Annotated in this window: 16 protein-coding genes; 8 read left to right on the top strand and 8 right to left on the bottom strand. The window is 51.3% G+C overall.

The genetic code is table 11. The features are described from left to right. Window positions 1–17: 17 nt before the first annotated feature. From PsB1_RS04375 to purQ, 5 genes are read right to left on the bottom strand one after another with little or no spacing between them, the layout of a single operon-like run. Entirely contained in the window at window positions 18–872 is an 855-nt protein-coding gene (locus tag PsB1_RS04375) for a TIGR01459 family HAD-type hydrolase (protein ID WP_284359334.1), read from the bottom strand. Beyond that, window positions 869–1,822, bottom strand: coding sequence for a histone deacetylase family protein (locus PsB1_RS04370; protein ID WP_284359333.1), 954 nt, complete (start codon window positions 1,820–1,822; stop codon window positions 869–871). Before PsB1_RS04370 ends, PsB1_RS04375 begins: the two co-directional genes overlap by 4 nt. A gap of 4 nt (window positions 1,823–1,826) precedes the next feature. After that, window positions 1,827–2,831, bottom strand: a complete 1,005-nt coding sequence (locus PsB1_RS04365; RefSeq protein ID WP_420887879.1) for a quinone-dependent dihydroorotate dehydrogenase — start codon at window positions 2,829–2,831, stop codon at window positions 1,827–1,829. Beyond that, complete coding sequence (locus PsB1_RS04360; protein ID WP_284359331.1) at window positions 2,831–3,178, bottom strand: DUF952 domain-containing protein; 348 nt, start codon at window positions 3,176–3,178, stop codon at window positions 2,831–2,833. Before PsB1_RS04360 ends, PsB1_RS04365 begins: the two co-directional genes overlap by 1 nt. 9 nt (window positions 3,179–3,187) lie before the next feature. Beyond that, on the bottom strand, window positions 3,188–3,850 hold the full coding sequence (purQ, locus tag PsB1_RS04355; RefSeq protein ID WP_284359330.1) for a phosphoribosylformylglycinamidine synthase subunit PurQ: 663 nt from the start codon (window positions 3,848–3,850) through the stop codon (window positions 3,188–3,190). Between the two features lie 114 nt (window positions 3,851–3,964). On the opposite strand from purQ, the gene PsB1_RS04350 reads away from it, so the two are divergent. From PsB1_RS04350 to PsB1_RS04340, 3 genes are read left to right on the top strand one after another with little or no spacing between them, the layout of a single operon-like run. Next, on the top strand, window positions 3,965–4,789 hold the full coding sequence (locus tag PsB1_RS04350; protein WP_284359329.1) for a DUF547 domain-containing protein: 825 nt from the start codon (window positions 3,965–3,967) through the stop codon (window positions 4,787–4,789). Window positions 4,790–4,791: 2 nt separating this feature from the next. Then, on the top strand, window positions 4,792–5,520 hold the full coding sequence (locus PsB1_RS04345; protein WP_284359328.1) for a TVP38/TMEM64 family protein: 729 nt from the start codon (window positions 4,792–4,794) through the stop codon (window positions 5,518–5,520). After that, window positions 5,517–6,941, top strand: a complete 1,425-nt coding sequence (locus tag PsB1_RS04340) for a dihydrolipoyl dehydrogenase family protein (protein WP_284359327.1) — start codon at window positions 5,517–5,519, stop codon at window positions 6,939–6,941. The genes PsB1_RS04345 and PsB1_RS04340 overlap by 4 nt, the downstream gene beginning before the upstream one ends. An 83-nt stretch (window positions 6,942–7,024) precedes the next feature. On the opposite strand, the gene pgi is transcribed toward PsB1_RS04340, so the two are convergent. Then, a complete protein-coding gene (gene pgi / locus PsB1_RS04335) occupies window positions 7,025–8,647 on the bottom strand; it encodes a glucose-6-phosphate isomerase (RefSeq protein WP_284359326.1) in 1,623 nt (540 codons plus the stop codon). Window positions 8,648–8,861: 214 nt separating this feature from the next. Between pgi and PsB1_RS04330 the strand changes: the two genes are divergently transcribed. After that, a complete protein-coding gene (locus tag PsB1_RS04330; protein WP_284359325.1) occupies window positions 8,862–10,295 on the top strand; it encodes an aldehyde dehydrogenase family protein in 1,434 nt (477 codons plus the stop codon). A gap of 96 nt (window positions 10,296–10,391) precedes the next feature. Here the strand turns inward: PsB1_RS04330 and PsB1_RS04325 are convergent, their stop codons facing one another. Next, the gene (locus PsB1_RS04325; RefSeq protein WP_284359322.1) at window positions 10,392–12,293 is read right to left on the bottom strand and encodes a ribonucleoside-diphosphate reductase subunit alpha; all 1,902 of its coding nucleotides are present in this window, start codon (window positions 12,291–12,293) and stop codon (window positions 10,392–10,394) included. Window positions 12,294–12,694: 401 nt separating this feature from the next. Then, window positions 12,695–13,942: a serine hydrolase domain-containing protein gene (locus PsB1_RS04320; RefSeq protein WP_284359321.1), complete on the bottom strand. Its 1,248-nt coding sequence runs from the start codon at window positions 13,940–13,942 to the stop codon at window positions 12,695–12,697. A gap of 86 nt (window positions 13,943–14,028) precedes the next feature. Here PsB1_RS04320 and PsB1_RS04315 point away from each other — a divergent pair, with 86 nt between their 5' ends. The 4 genes from PsB1_RS04315 (at window position 14,029) to PsB1_RS04300 (ending at window position 16,421) form a co-directional block, all read left to right on the top strand. Next, window positions 14,029–14,385, top strand: coding sequence for a hypothetical protein (locus PsB1_RS04315; RefSeq protein ID WP_284359320.1), 357 nt, complete (start codon window positions 14,029–14,031; stop codon window positions 14,383–14,385). 29 nt (window positions 14,386–14,414) lie between these two features. Next, window positions 14,415–14,735 (top strand): heavy metal-binding domain-containing protein, encoded by a 321-nt coding sequence (locus tag PsB1_RS04310; RefSeq protein ID WP_284359319.1) that lies wholly within the window; start codon window positions 14,415–14,417, stop codon window positions 14,733–14,735. Between the two features lie 13 nt (window positions 14,736–14,748). Further along, complete coding sequence (gene udk / locus PsB1_RS04305) at window positions 14,749–15,393, top strand: uridine kinase (RefSeq protein WP_284359318.1); 645 nt, start codon at window positions 14,749–14,751, stop codon at window positions 15,391–15,393. A 533-nt stretch (window positions 15,394–15,926) separates the two neighbouring features. Next, entirely contained in the window at window positions 15,927–16,421 is a 495-nt protein-coding gene (locus PsB1_RS04300; RefSeq protein WP_284359317.1) for an EF-hand domain-containing protein, read from the top strand. The last annotated feature ends 339 nt before the right edge of the window (window positions 16,422–16,760 follow it).

Genomic DNA, 16,760 nt, shown 5'->3' with positions numbered 1-16,760 from the left:
TCTGCGTCCTTACTGGGCTAAGCCAATTCGCCCATAGCCCACCTTGTTTGAACCTGATAGACATTCATAAAAGCCTCAACTTTTTGCGCATCAAGGCCATCTTCATTGCTGAGCTCAGTGGCATGGATACCACCTGAGACAAACAAGCAATCGAGCTTTTGGGCAAACGCGCCTGCTACATCAGTCTGCACCCCATCACCAATGCATAAGATGCGATTGTGCGCACAATCTGAACCTGCGATTTCGTGAGCCTTTGCAAGTGCAAGCTCATAAATGGGCGCATAAGGTTTACCCGCCATGATGACGGGGCCACCTATCTCCTCATAGATATCGGCCAAGGCCCCGGCGCATGGGATCAGATGACCACCAAATTTTACCACGCGATCTGGATTGGCGCAGATAAAGGGCAGATTGCGGGCGGCAAGGGCCAACAATTCCTCCCTATAGCTATCGGGCGACTCATGAAGTTCATCGCGTAAACCTGTGCAGATCACATAATCGGCAGTCTCGATGGACTGAAAATCCACAGGCAAGCCGTCATAAAGGCCTTCATCCTTGGACGGGCCAATCTTATAACCACGCGGCCCACGCTTTTGAATTTCCGCGCGCGTTGCATCGCCAGATGTGACAATCCCATCCCATGAATCACGCCGAACACCTAAAGCCTTAAGTTGATTTGGAATTACCAGAGAGGGACGCGGCGCGTTGGAGATCAAAATGACCGGCTTTCCATCTGCACGAAACCCCGCCAAAGCATCACATGCAGTTTGGTAGGCGGTGCGCCCATTATGGATGACCCCCCACACGTCGCACAAAACGGCATCATAATGATCAGAAATCTCGGCGAGGGCGGAAATGATTCGAACGGTCATGAGCTGGCATTACTGCGTCTTGCCCCTTGGGTCGAGAATGGCGTCTGCGCCAGATAATCGGCGGCGGCATGAAATACAAGCGCGTGACGGCGCGCCAATGTGCCTACATCAACACCATATCCCCCGCCCAAAACCGTAACTAAAGCGATCCCTCGACTGCGCACAGCTTCGATCACAAAGCGCTCACGCGCCATCAGGCCCCCATCGGTCAAGGCTAGTTTGCCAAGTCGATCGTCCTTATGAGGGTCAACCCCGGCAATATAAAACACCAAATCGGGTTGAACCCGGTCGAGGAAGTTTGGGAGATGTTGGGCCAATGTGGTGAGGTAAAAGGTATCATCGCAACCCTCGGGCAAGGCCACGTCCAAATCCGACGGCGGCTTTACCAAGGGCCAATTGGCCTCACAATGCATCGAAAATGTACTCACTTCTGGTGTGTTCGCAAAGATCAACGCGGTTCCGTCTCCATGGTGAACGTCTAAATCTATCACCAAGCATTGGCGCAACTGCCCTTCAGCCATCAAAACCGAAGCTGCAACAGCCACATCATTGAACACACAAAAGCCTGCACCTTGATCCCTACTGGCATGATGGCTTCCGCCCGCACTGTTACATGCAAGGCCTTGGGCTAAAGCTAAGCGCGCGGCCAAAAGGGTACCTGCTGTCACAAGACGCGCTCGCAAAATCACCTGCTTGGTAAGATCAAAGCCGATCCTCCTGACCAAAACGGGGTCTAAATTTCTGGTGAGGACTCTATCGACATAAGTAGGCGTGTGAGCTTGGATGAGCTCATCGCGCGATATGGGCTCAGGCACATGAAAGCTATGGGGGACAAGCCCATCCTGGATCAGTAACTCAGCTAAAAGCCTGAACTTCTGCATCGGAAAGCGATGCCCATCTGGGGTATCGGCGGTGTAATCGCTATGATGAACAATCGGCAAATGGTGCATGGCTTCACCCAGTTCTTAGGCCATCCTTGATCCGTTGGACCAAACCCGGGCCTTCATAAATCAGGGCTGTATAAAGCTGAATGGCGTCGGCACCTGCCTCAAACTTGGCTTGCGCATCTTGTGCACTGGCGACCCCACCCACCCCAATCAGGGGCATCGCGCCACCTAAAGCCCCCTTAAACTCGGCCAGTAAACGGGTTGATTTTTGAAACAAGGGCTTACCCGAAAGTCCACCGGCTTCACCGCGGGCGCTAGAGCCCAGTATGTCTGGGCGCTCAATTGTGGTATTGGAGACAATCAAGGCATCGATTTTGTGAGCAATCACGGTTTCACTAATGGCGCGCACTTCTGCCTCATCCAAATCGGGAGCAATTTTTAGAAAAACTGGCCGCTTGCCATGCGCACGGGTCTGGATTGCCGCCATGGCCATCACTTCACCCAGTAATTCTTCCAAAGCCGCTTTTGTTTGAAGGGCGCGCAGGCCCGGGGTATTGGGGGAGGAAATATTGATCGTCACATAGGCGGCGTGCAGCCATACCCGGCGCATACCTTCCACATAATCTTTGATGCGGTCCTCGCTATCCTTATTGGCCCCAATATTGGCCCCAACAATCCCAGGCCGCGCCCAACGTGCGCGCAAACGGTTCACAAAAGGGGTCAGGCCATCATTGTTAAAGCCCATTCGATTGATGACGGCGTGGTCTTCAGGCAAGCGAAACAAGCGTGGCTTTGGATTACCCGCCTGCGGCCTTGGCGTCACGGTGCCGCACTCAACAAAGCCAAAGCCCGCCGCCAACATGGCATCGGGAACTTGGGCATTTTTATCAAATCCTGCGGCTAAGCCTATGCGATTGGGAAGCTGTAGGCCTGCTAAAACGATAGCATCTTCAGGCTGATCCTTAGGCGCTTTAGGACCCCAGCCTGATTGCAGCGCTTTGATGGTGGCTTGATGGGCGGCCTCTGCAGGTAAAATGCGTAGTGCCAGTGTGGCACCCTTATACAGATCGATCATGGGAAATCAGTCGGCATATCATGGTGACCTGACGCCAAAACCGACAGATCGATGCATTCTATTACCGCCTCAAACGGGATCGAACCATAGCAATGGGGAAATAGCGCGCCATCGCGAGAGGCTTCCCAAAGTACTTTGTCGCCTAAGGCCCCTAAATCAATCGTGGCCAATACCAAGTCCGCTTGACCGCGAAACCAAGTCTCAAGGGTAGTGCGCACTTGATGGCGGGCGGAAAGATGGATGAAGCCGTCGGTCTGATCCAAAGCGGAGCCGCTATAAACCCCCGTCGCTTTAGCGTGATCCCAATCGGCGCGGCGTTCAATCTTATAGCCAAATTGTTCCATAAGGGCACCTCAAGCGGCCTTCAGTAAACTTTGAAACACCAAAGCGCCATCCGCGCTGCCTAAATCGGCTTCAAAAGCGCGGTCAGGATGGGGCATCATGCCCAAGATCCGACCACTCTTATCGGTAATGCCAGCGATCTTGCGCAAGGATCCGTTCACGTCATCGCAATAACGGAAAGCGACACGGTCCTCCTGCTCTAATTGGTCTAAGACACTATCTTCGGCAAAATAATTGCCTTCGCCATTGCCGACGGTCATGCGCGCTGTGCGTTTGCCTCCAAAAGCACGCGTGAAGGGGGTGGTGGCATTGGTCACTTCCAGCTCAACCGGCTTACAAACATATTTGAGGCTGGCGTTGCGCAAAAGTGCGCCCGGCAATAAGCCCGTTTCACACAAAACTTGAAAGCCATTGCAAATCCCAAGGATGGGAATGCCTGCGTTCGCTGCATCCACCACAGCACGCGTCACTGGGCTCAAAGACGCCATAGCGCCACACCGCAAATAATCGCCATAAGAAAACCCACCGGGCAAAACAATCAGGTCCAAGCCCTTGGGTAGGCAGGAATCCTTATGCCAGACCATAGTCACTTCTGCCCCAATACTGGTTTTCAAAGCGACCTTGCAGTCGCGATCACAGTTTGAGCCGGGGTAAATAATGACAGCAGCTTTCATAGCCTTGTCCCTAAAAGGTTTTGAAAGAAAGGTGAAGACCATTGGATCATATGGCACTGTGTCACTGTAACCCCTCACTGTCATGGGTGGTTACAATCGGTTAGATTGAAAAGAATGATTATGATTTCGCGCCGCCATATCCTCGCAGGGGCCGCCCTATTGACTACAACTCCTCATCCTTTATCCGCCGCTAAAGGACAATCGGATTGCGATGCCATTTGGGACCGACTGTTGAGCACCTATGTTCATGGTGACGCGCAAGAAATCAACCGTGTCGATTATGCCGCTTGGAAAGCCAACAAAGATGATTTAAAGGCTTTAGATGGGGTGGTTACAGGCTTTGCTGCCTTGCCCATCTCATCTTTGACTAAACCCAATCAATTCGCACTTTGGGCCAATCTTTATAATGCATTGACGCTCCAAGTGGTGCTTTCTTTCTATCCGATCAAATCCATTCGAGAGATTAGGCCCAGTTTGTTGTCGATTGGGCCTTGGAAGCAAAAATGTGTGAACGTAGAAGGTATGGACCTATCCCTCGATGATATAGAGCATGGGATTTTACGCAAAAACTGGGCAGATCCGCGCGTGCATTATTGCCTCAATTGCGCCTCTGTAGGTTGCCCGAATTTGCAACGCCGCGGCTGGCGCGCCACAAGTCTTGAAGCCGATTTGGATGCCGCTGCGCGCACCTTTATCAATAGTGCGCGGGCGGTCCGCATTGTTGGCCCCAAACAACTGCGCCTTTCATCTATATATCAGTGGTTTAAATCCGATTTTGGCAATAACCAAGCCGGGATTTTAGACCATATTCGCCGCTATGCTGCACCAAGTCTTGGCGCCCAACTGACACATGTGCGCATCATAGGCTACGATTATGATTGGTCGATCAATGCGACCAAGGGCAGGGCCAAGAACGGTCTTACGATCTGGGGGAATTAATCGTGCAGCATGTAAAAAGGTTTGGGCCTTTGGCCTTGATCGCGCTCCTCCTTGTGTTCGCCATTTCTATGGGCTGGCACAAGTATTTGTCCTTAGATGTCTTAACCCAGCAAAGTGCGCATCTGCGCTTATTGGTGGAAACCAAGCCTTGGCTGGTGATTGGCTGCTATGTGGCGATTTATATCCTCGCAACCACCATTGCTTTGCCCGGCGCAATCTGGATTACCATTGCTGGCGGGTTTTTGTTTGGACCGATGCTTGGCCCATTTTTAGGGCCAATTGTTGCCACGGCTTTAGCCTCCACCTCAGCAACGATTGGGGCGACTATGTTGTTTTTCGCAACGCGATCGGCACTGGGAGATGGCCTGCGGGCGCAGGCGGGGGGCTTCATTGATCGGCTTGAAAAAGGCTTTCAGGAAAACGCCTTTGGTTATTTGTTGACCTTACGATTATTGCCCGTCGCGCCGTTTTTTGGCATTAATCTGGCTGCAGGATTTTTGGGCATACAATTGCGTACTTTCATCTTAGCTACAGCGATTGGCATATTACCCGGTTGCTATGTGTATGCCTCTTTGGGTAATGGCATTGAACATCTGCTTGAACAAGGTCAAAAACCGGATTTGAAAATCATCTATAGTCCAGAAATCCTTATACCCTTATTAGGCCTCGCCACCTTGGCCCTATTGCCCAGCATTTGGAGATTTGTTCAATCAAGGTTGAAGCCATCATGACGCAACAAACATTTAACGTCGACGTTTGCGTTATAGGGGCGGGTGCAGCTGGACTCTCCGTCGCGGCAGGGGCCGCCCAACTTGGCTTGTCGGTGGTTTTATTTGAAGCCGGTGAAATGGGTGGCGATTGCCTCAACACTGGCTGTGTGCCATCCAAATCTTTGATCGCTGCGTCAAAGATTGCGCATAACATGCGCCATGCCGCTGAATTTGGTCTCAAAAATGTCAAGCCCGTCGTGGATTGGAACAAGGTTCGCAACCATGTCGATGGGGTGATCGCGACCATCGCTCCGATCGATAGCCAGGAGCGATTTGAAAGCTTGGGCTGTTCAGTTGTACGTGAACATGCAAACTTTATCAGCCCGCATGTTTTGGAAAGCCCCTCTGCTCGGGTTAAAGCGCGCCGATTTGTGATCGCAACGGGCGCGCGCGCAGCCATACCGCCAATCACTGGCCTGCATGAAACACCCTTCTTGACCAATGAAACTGTGTTTACTCAAGATTCTCTGCCTCACAGTTTGATTGTTTTAGGTGGCGGTGCAGTTGGGGTAGAATTGGGCCAAGCTTTCGCCCGTTTAGGGACGTTGGTCACCATTGTTGAGGCGGCAAATATCATGGGACCACAAGATCCCGAAGCCGTTCAAGCCGTGCGCACCAGCCTGCAAGCCGATGGCATTAAGTTACTTGAAGGGGCCAAAGCGGTGATTGTTACAGGCGATACAGACCAAGTTAGCGTCACGCTGGAGGATGGCAGGGTGTTGGAAGCGCAGCGCTTATTGGTGGCGGTAGGCCGCACTGCGCGGGTGGAGAATTTGGGCCTTGAAAAGGCTAAAGTCGTCTATTCCAAAAAAGGGGTCGAAACCGATCAACACCTGCGCAGCATATCTAATCCCCGCGTCTGGGCGGTTGGCGATGTCGCAGGCAAAGAGCAGCTGACCCATGCTGCAGGCTTTCAGGCCAGCGTCTTTATTCGCAATGCATTGTTTAAAGCACCAGCCAAGGCGCAGGTTTCCCATATGCCCGCCGTAGCCTATTGCGAGCCCGAACTGGCCCGAATTGGCCTAACCGAGATCGAAGCCTATCAGCAATTTAAGCGCGATGTCATGGTCACCAAGGCCGAGTTTAGCGACAATGACCGGGCCCAGACTGAGCGCACCACAACGGGCTTTTGCAAGCTTGTTATCGGAAAGGGTGGCAAAATCCTTGGTGCGACCATTGTTGGGGAAGGTGCTGGGGAGGCGATTCAACTGGTCGGGATGGTGATGGCCAATAACCAAAAAGTGGGCGCATTGACCAATTTAATCTCGCCCTATCCAACACGAAGCGAAATCGTCAAACGCGCTGCTGGTGCTTATTTTACCCCCCGATTATTCTCCGAAAAAACCCGCAAATTGATCAGATTTTTAAAAAATTTCGGCTAAAGCGGCTGTTCGTGATTGACGCCCCCTGATGTATACTTGGTTGATGGTTTTGCATCCATAGCCCCAAGGCTGGTGCACCAAAGCTAGATTTTATTTTCCCCAATAACGCGCCAAGCCCGAATGCGTTCAATCATCGCGGTGCTAGAGGGGTCGCGTTGTGGGCTTGCACCCAAGCACAGATCATGGTCGATTTCGCTAGCAATCACTTTTCCAAGCTCAACCCCCCACTGGTCAAAGGAATTAACCCCCCATAGCCTGCCTTCAACAAAAGCGCGGTGCTCACAAAAGGCCAGATAAGCGCCAAAATTAAACGGGGAAAGCTGTTCCATCAAGACAAAGCTGGAAGGCCGATTACCTGAAAAAACCCGGTGCGGTGCCAAGGCTTCAATCTGTTCAGGGTTGGCACCGGCTTGGCGCATTGAATCGGTGACCTCTTTAAGGGATTTGCCATGGGTAAGGGCTTCGGCTTGGGCTAAAGCATTGGCCAAGGTCATGCGCGTGCGTTCTGGCGCATTTTCTTGATCATTGGCCAATGCAATGAATTCAACCGGGGTTACATCTGGACTTTGATGGAGGTGTTGGAAAAAAGCATGCTGGGCATTAGTGCCCTCCGCACCCCAGACGACCGGGCCAGAGGTCGCAACGGCCCGACCGTCTAAACCTACCGATTTGCCATTGGATTCCATCTCTAATTGTTGCAGAAATTGGGGCAAAAGTCGCAAACGTTTGGCATAAGGAATAATCGCGCGGCTCTTATAGCCCATGCATGTGCGGTTCCACCAGCCAATCAAGCCTGCCAGGACAACGGGGTTTTGGTCAAACTCAGCGGTCTCAAACAAAGTGTCCATGCTGGCCGCACCGGCATGCATTTGCTCGATCACTTCTGAGCCCAAAGCGATCTCGCAGCTTAAACCCACCGCTGACCACAAGGAATACCGGCCGCCCACCCATTCTTTAAAGTCAAAAACCCGGTCTGGCGCAAAGCTTGCTTGCGCTGTTTTGGCCGGGGCCGCACTGATCGCCACCAAATGCGCGCTATCATCAGCACCAATGCCTGCTCGTAACCAAGCCCGGGCGGCTTTGAGGTTTTCGAGTGTTTCTATCGTGGTGAAGGTTTTTGAGACGCATAGAATCAAAGTTTCGCGCGGATCAAGGCCAACCAGAGCCGCTGCTAGTTCGCCAGGCTCAATATTGGCAGCAAAGCGCAATGTGATGTCAGTGCCTTGGGTAGGGGCCAAGGCTTCATAAACCAGGCGCGGCCCAAGGTCAGAGCCGCCAATGCCCAAATGCACAATGGCCTTAAAGGGCCGCCCGTCCTTGGCCGTGATGGTGCCAGCGCGCACGCCTTGTGCAAAGCGGGTTGCCGCTGCTTTACCGCTACGAACAGCATCTGAGATCGCTTCGCCCTTGGCGTAAAAATCGCGCGCTGGATGGCGCAGGGCCATGTGCAGGACAGCGCGATCTTCGGTCGAATTAATGGCTTTGCCAGCAAAAAGATCGGTGCGCGCTTGTTCAAGGCCAATAGCTTTGGCGTGGCTCAAGAGAGCATCTAAATCAGCTTGGCTGAGCTTGGCGCGCGAGAAGTCAAAATATAGACCCTTTGCTTCGGTGTTGAGGCGAGCATGGCGGACGGGGTCACCCAGAAGGCTGGCCAATGAAATATTGGCAGCGGCTTCACCGCGACGGAGCAAATCGGAATGGGTCATAGCGATCCTTTGCCAAGGCTAAGCGACCTTGTCGAGGCCTTGGACGAATGTGTTTTAGCAAAGAAGCTAAGCGATAAGACAAGCCAGATTGATTGGCACGGTCGGAAGACACAAGAATCGTGTTTTGCTCCCTCGCCATCGTCCAGCGATGTTGGTATGGGAAAGCGTCTATCAAGCCCCAACCAAGTGGGCAGCAAGCACTCGGGAGTCTGCCATGATCGAACGCAAGCAATTTTACATCGATGGTGCATGGGTTAACCCCACCACCCCGCGCGACCATCACGTCATTAATCCCGCGACAGAAGAAGCAATTGCGGTGATTTCCTTAGGCGCTGAAGCCGATGCCGTGAAAGCCATTTTGGCCGCGCGTGCAGCTTTCGCAAGCTATAGCGAGACCAGTTATGATGAGCGGATTGCTTTGCTTGAAAAAATCATTGCGCTTTATTCAGCAAAACTGCCTGAGATTGCGGTTGCGATCTCCCAAGAAATGGGCGCGCCAATGTGGCTGGCGACAGGTGCGCAAGCCCCATCCGGGCTTGGTCAGTTGGCGGGCGCGCTTAAAGCGCTCAAAGAATTTAGCTTTGAGCATTCGCGCGGCAATACGCGTATCCGCTATGAAGCGGTTGGCGTGTGCAGCCTGATCACCCCTTGGAATTGGCCGATGAACCAAATCGGCTGTAAAGTCGGACCAGCTTTGGCGGCTGGCTGCACCATGGTTCTAAAACCATCTGAATTAGCACCTTTGGACGCCATGATTTTGGCCGATATCATCCATGAGGCTGGTGTCCCTAAAGGCGTGTTCAACCTCGTCAATGGCGATGGTCCAGGCGTCGGGGCAGTTTTAGCAACCCACCCGGAAGTGGATTTTGTCTCCTTTACGGGCTCCACTCGCGCCGGGATTGAAATTGCAAAAGGGGCCGCCCCCACCGTTAAGCGCATCGCGCAGGAATTGGGCGGCAAGTCGCCCAATATCGTGCTTGAAGATGCCGATCTGCAAAAAGCCGTCTCGTCGGGCGTCATGCAGGTCATGACCAATTCGGGCCAATCCTGTAATGCACCAACCCGCATGTTTGTGCCACGCGCTAAATTGGATGAGGCCAGCGCGATTGCTAAAGCCACCGCCGAATCCGTGGTGGTTGCAGACCCTGCTGGCGACAAACGCTTTGCGATAGGCCCGCTCGCCAATGGTCGCCAATTTGAAAAGGTCCAAGGCCTAATTGAAATCGGCATGAAAGAGGCGGACTTAGTTGCCGGCGGCTTGGGTCGCCCTGAAGGCTTCAACAAGGGCTATTTTGTTCGCCCAACCGTTTTTGTCAGCCAAACCAATGACACCACGATCGCACGCGAAGAGATTTTCGGCCCGGTTTTAACCATCATTCCCTATGACACCGAAGCAGACGCCATCGCGATGGCCAATGATACGGTCTATGGCCTCTCTGGTTATGTGCAGTCTGAAAACTTGGATCATGCGCGCGCTGTCGCCAAGCAAATCCGTGCCGGCATGATCCATATTAATGGTGCCAGTACCGATACGGCCGCACCCTTTGGTGGTTATAAGCAGTCCGGCAACGGCCGCGAATGGGGTGATTTTGGCCTTGAGGAGTTTTTAGAAGTCAAGGCTGTTATGGGCTATGGTGCTGTCGCTTAAGGTTAGCCCCCATGTCCCTCCGGAAATCCCAAGCCGCCCCTTTATTTCAACATAATCGCTCTTAGCCCAGCCCCTTTTTCGCGAATACTGCCGTTGTTACTGACACGCCAAGCATTCCTCATAATCGGTCGGGGCACTGTTGGTCATATCCACAACCTCGTCACCTTTATTGGCAGAGCCAGCAATCTGGGCGCGCTGGATCGATTTAGAGCGGCAATAATACAAGCTCTTGATGCCCTTCTCCCAAGCCGACCAATGCAGCATATGCAAATCCCATTTATCGACATCACCTGGAATAAAGACATTCAAGCTTTGACCTTGACAGATAAAGGGGGTGCGGTCTGCTGCCAATTCAATCACCCAACGCTGATCGAGCTCAAACGCTGTTTTGAAAATGGCTTTTTCCGTGGCATCTAAGCATTCTAAATGCTGAACTGAACCTTCATTTTCTAAAATCGATGTCCAAATCGCATCCGTGTTGAGACCCTTTTGCTCGAGCACCTTTTCCAGATAGGGATTTTTAACCGAGAATGAGCCCGAAAGCGTCTTGTGGGTGTAGATGTTGGCGGGAATGGGCTCAATGCCAGCACTTGTCCCGCCGCAAATGATGGAAATCGACGCGGTTGGCGCGATCGCTAATTTATGGGTGAAGCGCGCCATAACGCCTTGTTCGGCAGCATCGGGGCAAGGCCCGCGCTCTTGCGCGAGCTTAACGGAAGCCGCATCAGCCCCTTGGCGCACCTGCTTAAAGATGCGCAAGTTCCAGCTTTTGGCCATCGCGCTTTCAAAAGGCACCCCTTGGGCTTGCAAAAAAGAATGTAGCCCCATGATACCAAGACCAACAGATCGTTCGCGGAAAGCCGAATAGGTTGCGCGCTCCATTTCATCCGGTGCACGCTGAATAAAGTCTTCGAGCACATTGTCGAGGAAGCGGAAGATGTCCTCAATAAAATCAGGCTCGTCCTTCCATTCCATATAGGTCTCGGCATTGAGCGAGGATAAGCAGCATACTGCCGTTCGATCCTTGCCCAAATGATCCTTGCCAGTGTGGAGCATGATTTCGCTGCACAGATTGGATTGGCGCACTTTAAAGCCCATTTTACGCTGGTGCGATGGCATGGCTTTATTGACCGTGTCCACAAACAAGAGATATGGCTCGCCAGTTTGTAAGCGCAAATCTAAAATCTTCTGCCAAATTTTTCGCGCTTTAATTGTGCGCACAACCTCGTTGGTTTTGGGGCTGATCAAATCAAAATCACCATCATGGCGCACCGCTTCCATAAATGCATCGGTGATATTAATACCATGATGGAGATTTAGGCTCTTGCGGTTGAAATCGCCCGATGGCTTGCGAATTTCCAGAAATTCTTCGATCTCTGGATGATGCACATCGAGATATACCGCCGCTGAACCGCGACGCAAAGAGCCTTGCGATATCGCGAGAGTCAACGAATCCATCACCCGAATGAAGGGAATAATACCGCTGGTATGGCCATTAGCCCCAATCTTTTCCCCTATGGACCGCACGCCCCCCCAATAGGTGCCGATGCCCCCGCCATTGGAAGCCAGCCACACATTCTCATTCCAAGACTGAACAATCCCATCAAGACTATCGTCGACCGAATTTAAAAAACACGAAATTGGCAAGCCGCGCTCAGCGCCACCATTGGACAAGACAGGGGTTGCAGGCATGAACCAGAGCTTGGATATATAATCATAGAGGCGCTGGGCATGGGCTATATCGTCCGCATAAGCGGTTGCAACTCGGGCAAACATGTCCTGATAGCTTTCGCCTTGTAATAAATAGCGATCTTCCAGCGTCGTTTTGCCAAAATCGGTCAACAGTGCGTCACGCGACCGGTCGACTTTAACGCTCTCAACAATACGCAATTGGACGGCCTTGGGCTTCCCGCGATGAACCACCCGCCGCGCGATCGCCGGCACTGTACTGGCGACAGCTTCGATGGCATGTGCCGTGGCTGCGTCTTTCCCAATCATACTTCTTGCTCCTCAACTCTTTGCCGACCAGACAGCCGTTCAAGACATCCGATTCCCACGCTTTTGAACAGCCCCTCATGCGATCGAATCATCACATTGCGCAGACATCATCCAAGACAGCTTAGCCCATATCCGCCTCGCGGTTTGTCACCAAAGCACGAGATCTGCAGCCCCAAAATAGTGACCTAGTTACGCAATCAAAATCCAACGAATCAGATGGTTTCTATAGATTGCGCCCACCCCCATAGTAAGACACCATATATAGTGGATGAGCCACCCTTAGGCGGTCAATGGGGTAAATCACCGAAAATGTATTTTTCAGTTAAAGACTTCTTAACACGGTGATGATGGTTGGATGAAATCTTCATGAAGATGAACATTTCATCTCGCTCCATCACGACTTAGCGTTGATGAGGTGGCTTTTGCATTCTTTGGCTTGGAAAAACATCAACAAGGGGTTGCAGCCAGCGACCTAAAGCATCCCAACCCACATCCTCTTGCATCAACCCGAGACGGACAATCACCAGATCTTTTGATGGAATGACGCCAATCCACTGGCCTTGAAAACCATGTGCTTCGAACGCATCATAAGGACCCTTTTTCAAAATGCCCTGCTGATTGGGCAGGCTTAGCCACCAATGGGCACCATAAGATGTTGCCCTTTGCGCTTTTGTTGGGGTTCGCAAAAAGTCGACATAACCTTTTGGCAAGATGCGCTTTCCATCCCAGACCCCATCCCTTAAGTGCAAAAGGCCAAAGCGCGCCCAGTCTTGTGCGGTGGCATGAACGAAGGATGAGGCATAAAAATTTCCAGCTAAATCAAACTCAACTGCGACAGTATTCATACCAATCGGGCGAAATAACCGAGTATACATAAAATTACGCAAAGCGATCTGACCGGTGGGATCGTTTAGATTACGCGTAGATACCGCGCGCGCCAAAGCCGCAGATATAAGATTGGTGGTACCAGACGAATAGCGCCAATGCTCACCTGGCTTGAACTCTAATGGCCGATCGGCAACATAGGCCACAATATTTTCACGCCCGGGCCCAAACAACATTTTTGCTGCATCGTTGGTAACTGGATCATGATAGCCGTCTTCACGCCACCGCAACCCATCGGTCATCTGCAAAGCTTGACGGATTGTAATGGCGCGGCGCGGATCACCATCCGCCCATAATGGCTCGTTCAAAGGCTGATCCAAACCCATCTTACCATCACCGATCACGATACCAACTAGACTTGCGGTGACACTTTTAGCCATTGACCAGGAAATCAATTTAGAGCGCTCATCAAAACCCTTGGCATAACGTTCTGCCACAATCTTACCGCCTTGGACGATAATGACTGCACGTGTCTCTCCCAAAGGTGTATCCGACGATCCAAAGGCCTGTTCAAATTGCGCATCAATCACCTTTTGCGCGGCGCTTGCTACCTGGCCCCGTGGCCAATCCTTGGTTGGGAAAACGACACCATCAGGTTGGGCTGGCAAAGGCACCAAAGGGTCATTTGCGACAATGGTCGTTTGCACCTTCGTGCCATCTTGTGCCACCACAAAAGTGCCAAGCCCCAGTCCCAAAAGCACAGTCAGCAATAGGCCAACCCCGACAGGGTTAGGACATATGTTAAAAAATCTGCCTAAACGCATAGCGCGACACATCTTTAGCCTCTAGATGATCAAGTCGGACCAGATTAAGCTGAACCGATCAACCCTCTTATAAGGTGCTGTGGCTCGTGCGCAAACTGCCCTCTTTTTCCACGATCATTGGCGTCCTTTTAATCGCCATTTTTGCGATCGTCATGGTCATAGGTTATCAAGCGCGCAAATATGGTCAAATTGGTGCAGGCTATATTGCACATCAAATGTGTAGCTGTCTTTATGTGCAAAACCGCGATGAGCAATCGTGTCGCGCTGAAATTGGTAACCAGATGGACCGCGCCCAGATCGTCTATCTCGACGAGCGCGTTATCGTCAATTTCTCTGGCCTCGATCAAGCAGAAGCGAGGCTTAAGCCTGGCTATGGCTGTAATGTGCAAGATTTTGTCGGCTCAATGCCTGCTGCAGTACTCACAGAACCAACGGCGGATTAGGGGCTTTGGCCATTCAGAAAGGATGCACTATGATTGTAACCACCACCGATATTGTTGAAGGACGAAAGGTCGTCCAGTATCTTGGCATTGTCGCAGGTGAAGCGGTAATAGGGGCCAATGTGTTTCGCGATCTGTTTGCAGGCATTCGTGATGTGATCGGTGGACGCAGTGGCGCATACGAGCAGACCCTGCGAGAAGCGCGTCAAGCCGCCATTGATGAGCTGATCCTTGAAGCCAAAGCCTTAGGGGCAAACGGGGTTATTGGCGTTTCCGTAGATTTCGAAGGTGGCGTCCAACAAGGAACTATGATGATGGTTGCGGCCAGCGGCACAGCCGTTCTACTGAGTTGAAAACAGCTCATCCATGCCTTTTCTTGTGGCCATTGCTGGGGGATCAGGTTCAGGCAAGACAACAACTGCTTTCCAACTGGTTGAGCTATTACGCCCCTTGAAAGCGCATATTCTGGCGCAAGATGATTATTATAAAGACAGCCGGACCATAGCGGGCTTTGACCCCGCAACCTATAATTTTGACAGCCCTGAAGCCCGCGATCATACATTGTTGGCCGCGCATCTTCAGGCTATTAAGGCCGATGAGATTGTGGAAGTGCCGATCTATGATTTCATCATTCACGGGCGACTTGAAGCGACCCATAGATTACCAAAGAGTGATATCATCCTGCTAGAAGGTACCCACACCTTGTGTGACAAGTCGATTATTGATTTGTGTGATTTAAAGATTTTCATTGATACACCCGATGATATTCGCCTGCTGCGTCGCTTTATACGTGACATACATACGCGCGGGCGAACGCCTGAAAGCGTGGCTGCGCAATATCTATCAACAGTACGCCCGGCCTATGAACGCTGGATTGGTCCCAGCAAAGCGTGTGCCGATCTGATTGTCTCCGGGGAGACAGGGGTGCAAGGTGATGGGACGCTACCCACGCGTGCTGCCAGCCAAATCGCACAAGCTATCCGCACTGCACTCGACCACAAAATAAACTGAGCTTAGGATAAATTATCTCAAGCCTGATGATTTTATTCTGTCCTCACCTTTCTGCCCATTCACTCCGCCATTGGGCATCAAACCATAAGGCCATTGAAACGGATCGTATGAATAAGGGTTCATGCATTTGAGTTGTATCTTATTTATATAGATAAATCAATAAGTTAATATATAGCACCGTTTTTTTATTATGATTTCGTTAATTTAAATGTGCTTATTTTAAGCAATAGGTATCCTAAACCATCACATTTTTGATGATTTGGGATCCTTATTCCCCTTAAACTACGGGAATGGGATTTCTGCAAAAGCGATACGATCACCAAAAGCCATCGTGAGGGCAATTTTCCCACATCCTTGGCGCATCGCCTGGGCTAAAGAGCCATTGGGCAGCGATCGTTGCAATGACCTTGGCTCATAAGTGCCAAAAGCAAGTTCTAACATCATGATTTAAAATAGTTTTGGCACATGTTGATCGGTGCCAAATCCGTGCTGGATCACGCGAAAGATCTAGGCACGTCTGAAAGGAGAGTGACATGCAATCGATGAGTGTAAACCCAATGCAGCGGCCAGACGCCACTGCACTGGCTGCATTACGACAAAAATTCTTCACCAAAGCTGATACCGATGGCGATGGCCAGTTGTCGTTAAGCGAATTTAAAGCAGCAATAGCGCTTAATGATAGCGCTAAAGCTATCAATGCAGATGCGATTGGTGGCTCAGAAGGGGTAAAAAAAGCTCCCCCAGCGCACGGAAAAATAGATATGACTGTAGAAGATCTGTTTTCATCGATGGATACGGATGGAGATGGTCAGGTCTCCAGCAAAGAACACGAAGCTTTTGAACCCAAAATGGGCCAAGACACCATGAACGCCTTACTTTCTCTTCAAGGCTTCAATCAAAATGTGCAACCGACGCTTGATTCGTCAACAGATGCCGCGATGACTGACATAATCAAGCAGCTCCAGTCCATTTTAGACAAATTCAAAGAACATGAAAAACAAAGCACTCAACATTCGGTGAGGGTTTAATCAACGCAGCACCGCGTTCCTTTTAGGGGCGCGGTGCTAGTTGATGAGGACCTATTGATCGCGCTAAAGAGCAATGAAATCGTCACGAAGTCATGACAGTTTTTGACCTGTTTAAGACCAAACCACTTAACATACATGGCCCCCCATTAACCCATGTCCTGAATTCAGGTTTGGAAGCATGCAGCACGGGCATTATGCCTACAGAGTGGGCATTAAAATGCCAAATCAACTTAACTCTCCCTATTTGGGCAGAGGCTGTGCCAAAGCTTCTTTATGGTATGATCACTGATGCACAGTCTCAGAGACAATCATGTCCAACATCCTTAGACCTTTGAATGA

Source organism: Candidatus Phycosocius spiralis (assembly GCF_030158815.1).
GTDB lineage: Bacteria > Pseudomonadota > Alphaproteobacteria > Caulobacterales > Aquidulcibacteraceae > Aquidulcibacter > Aquidulcibacter spiralis.
The sequence above is the reverse complement of the archived record's forward strand: the minus strand, read 5'-3'. Positions and strand labels throughout refer to the sequence as shown.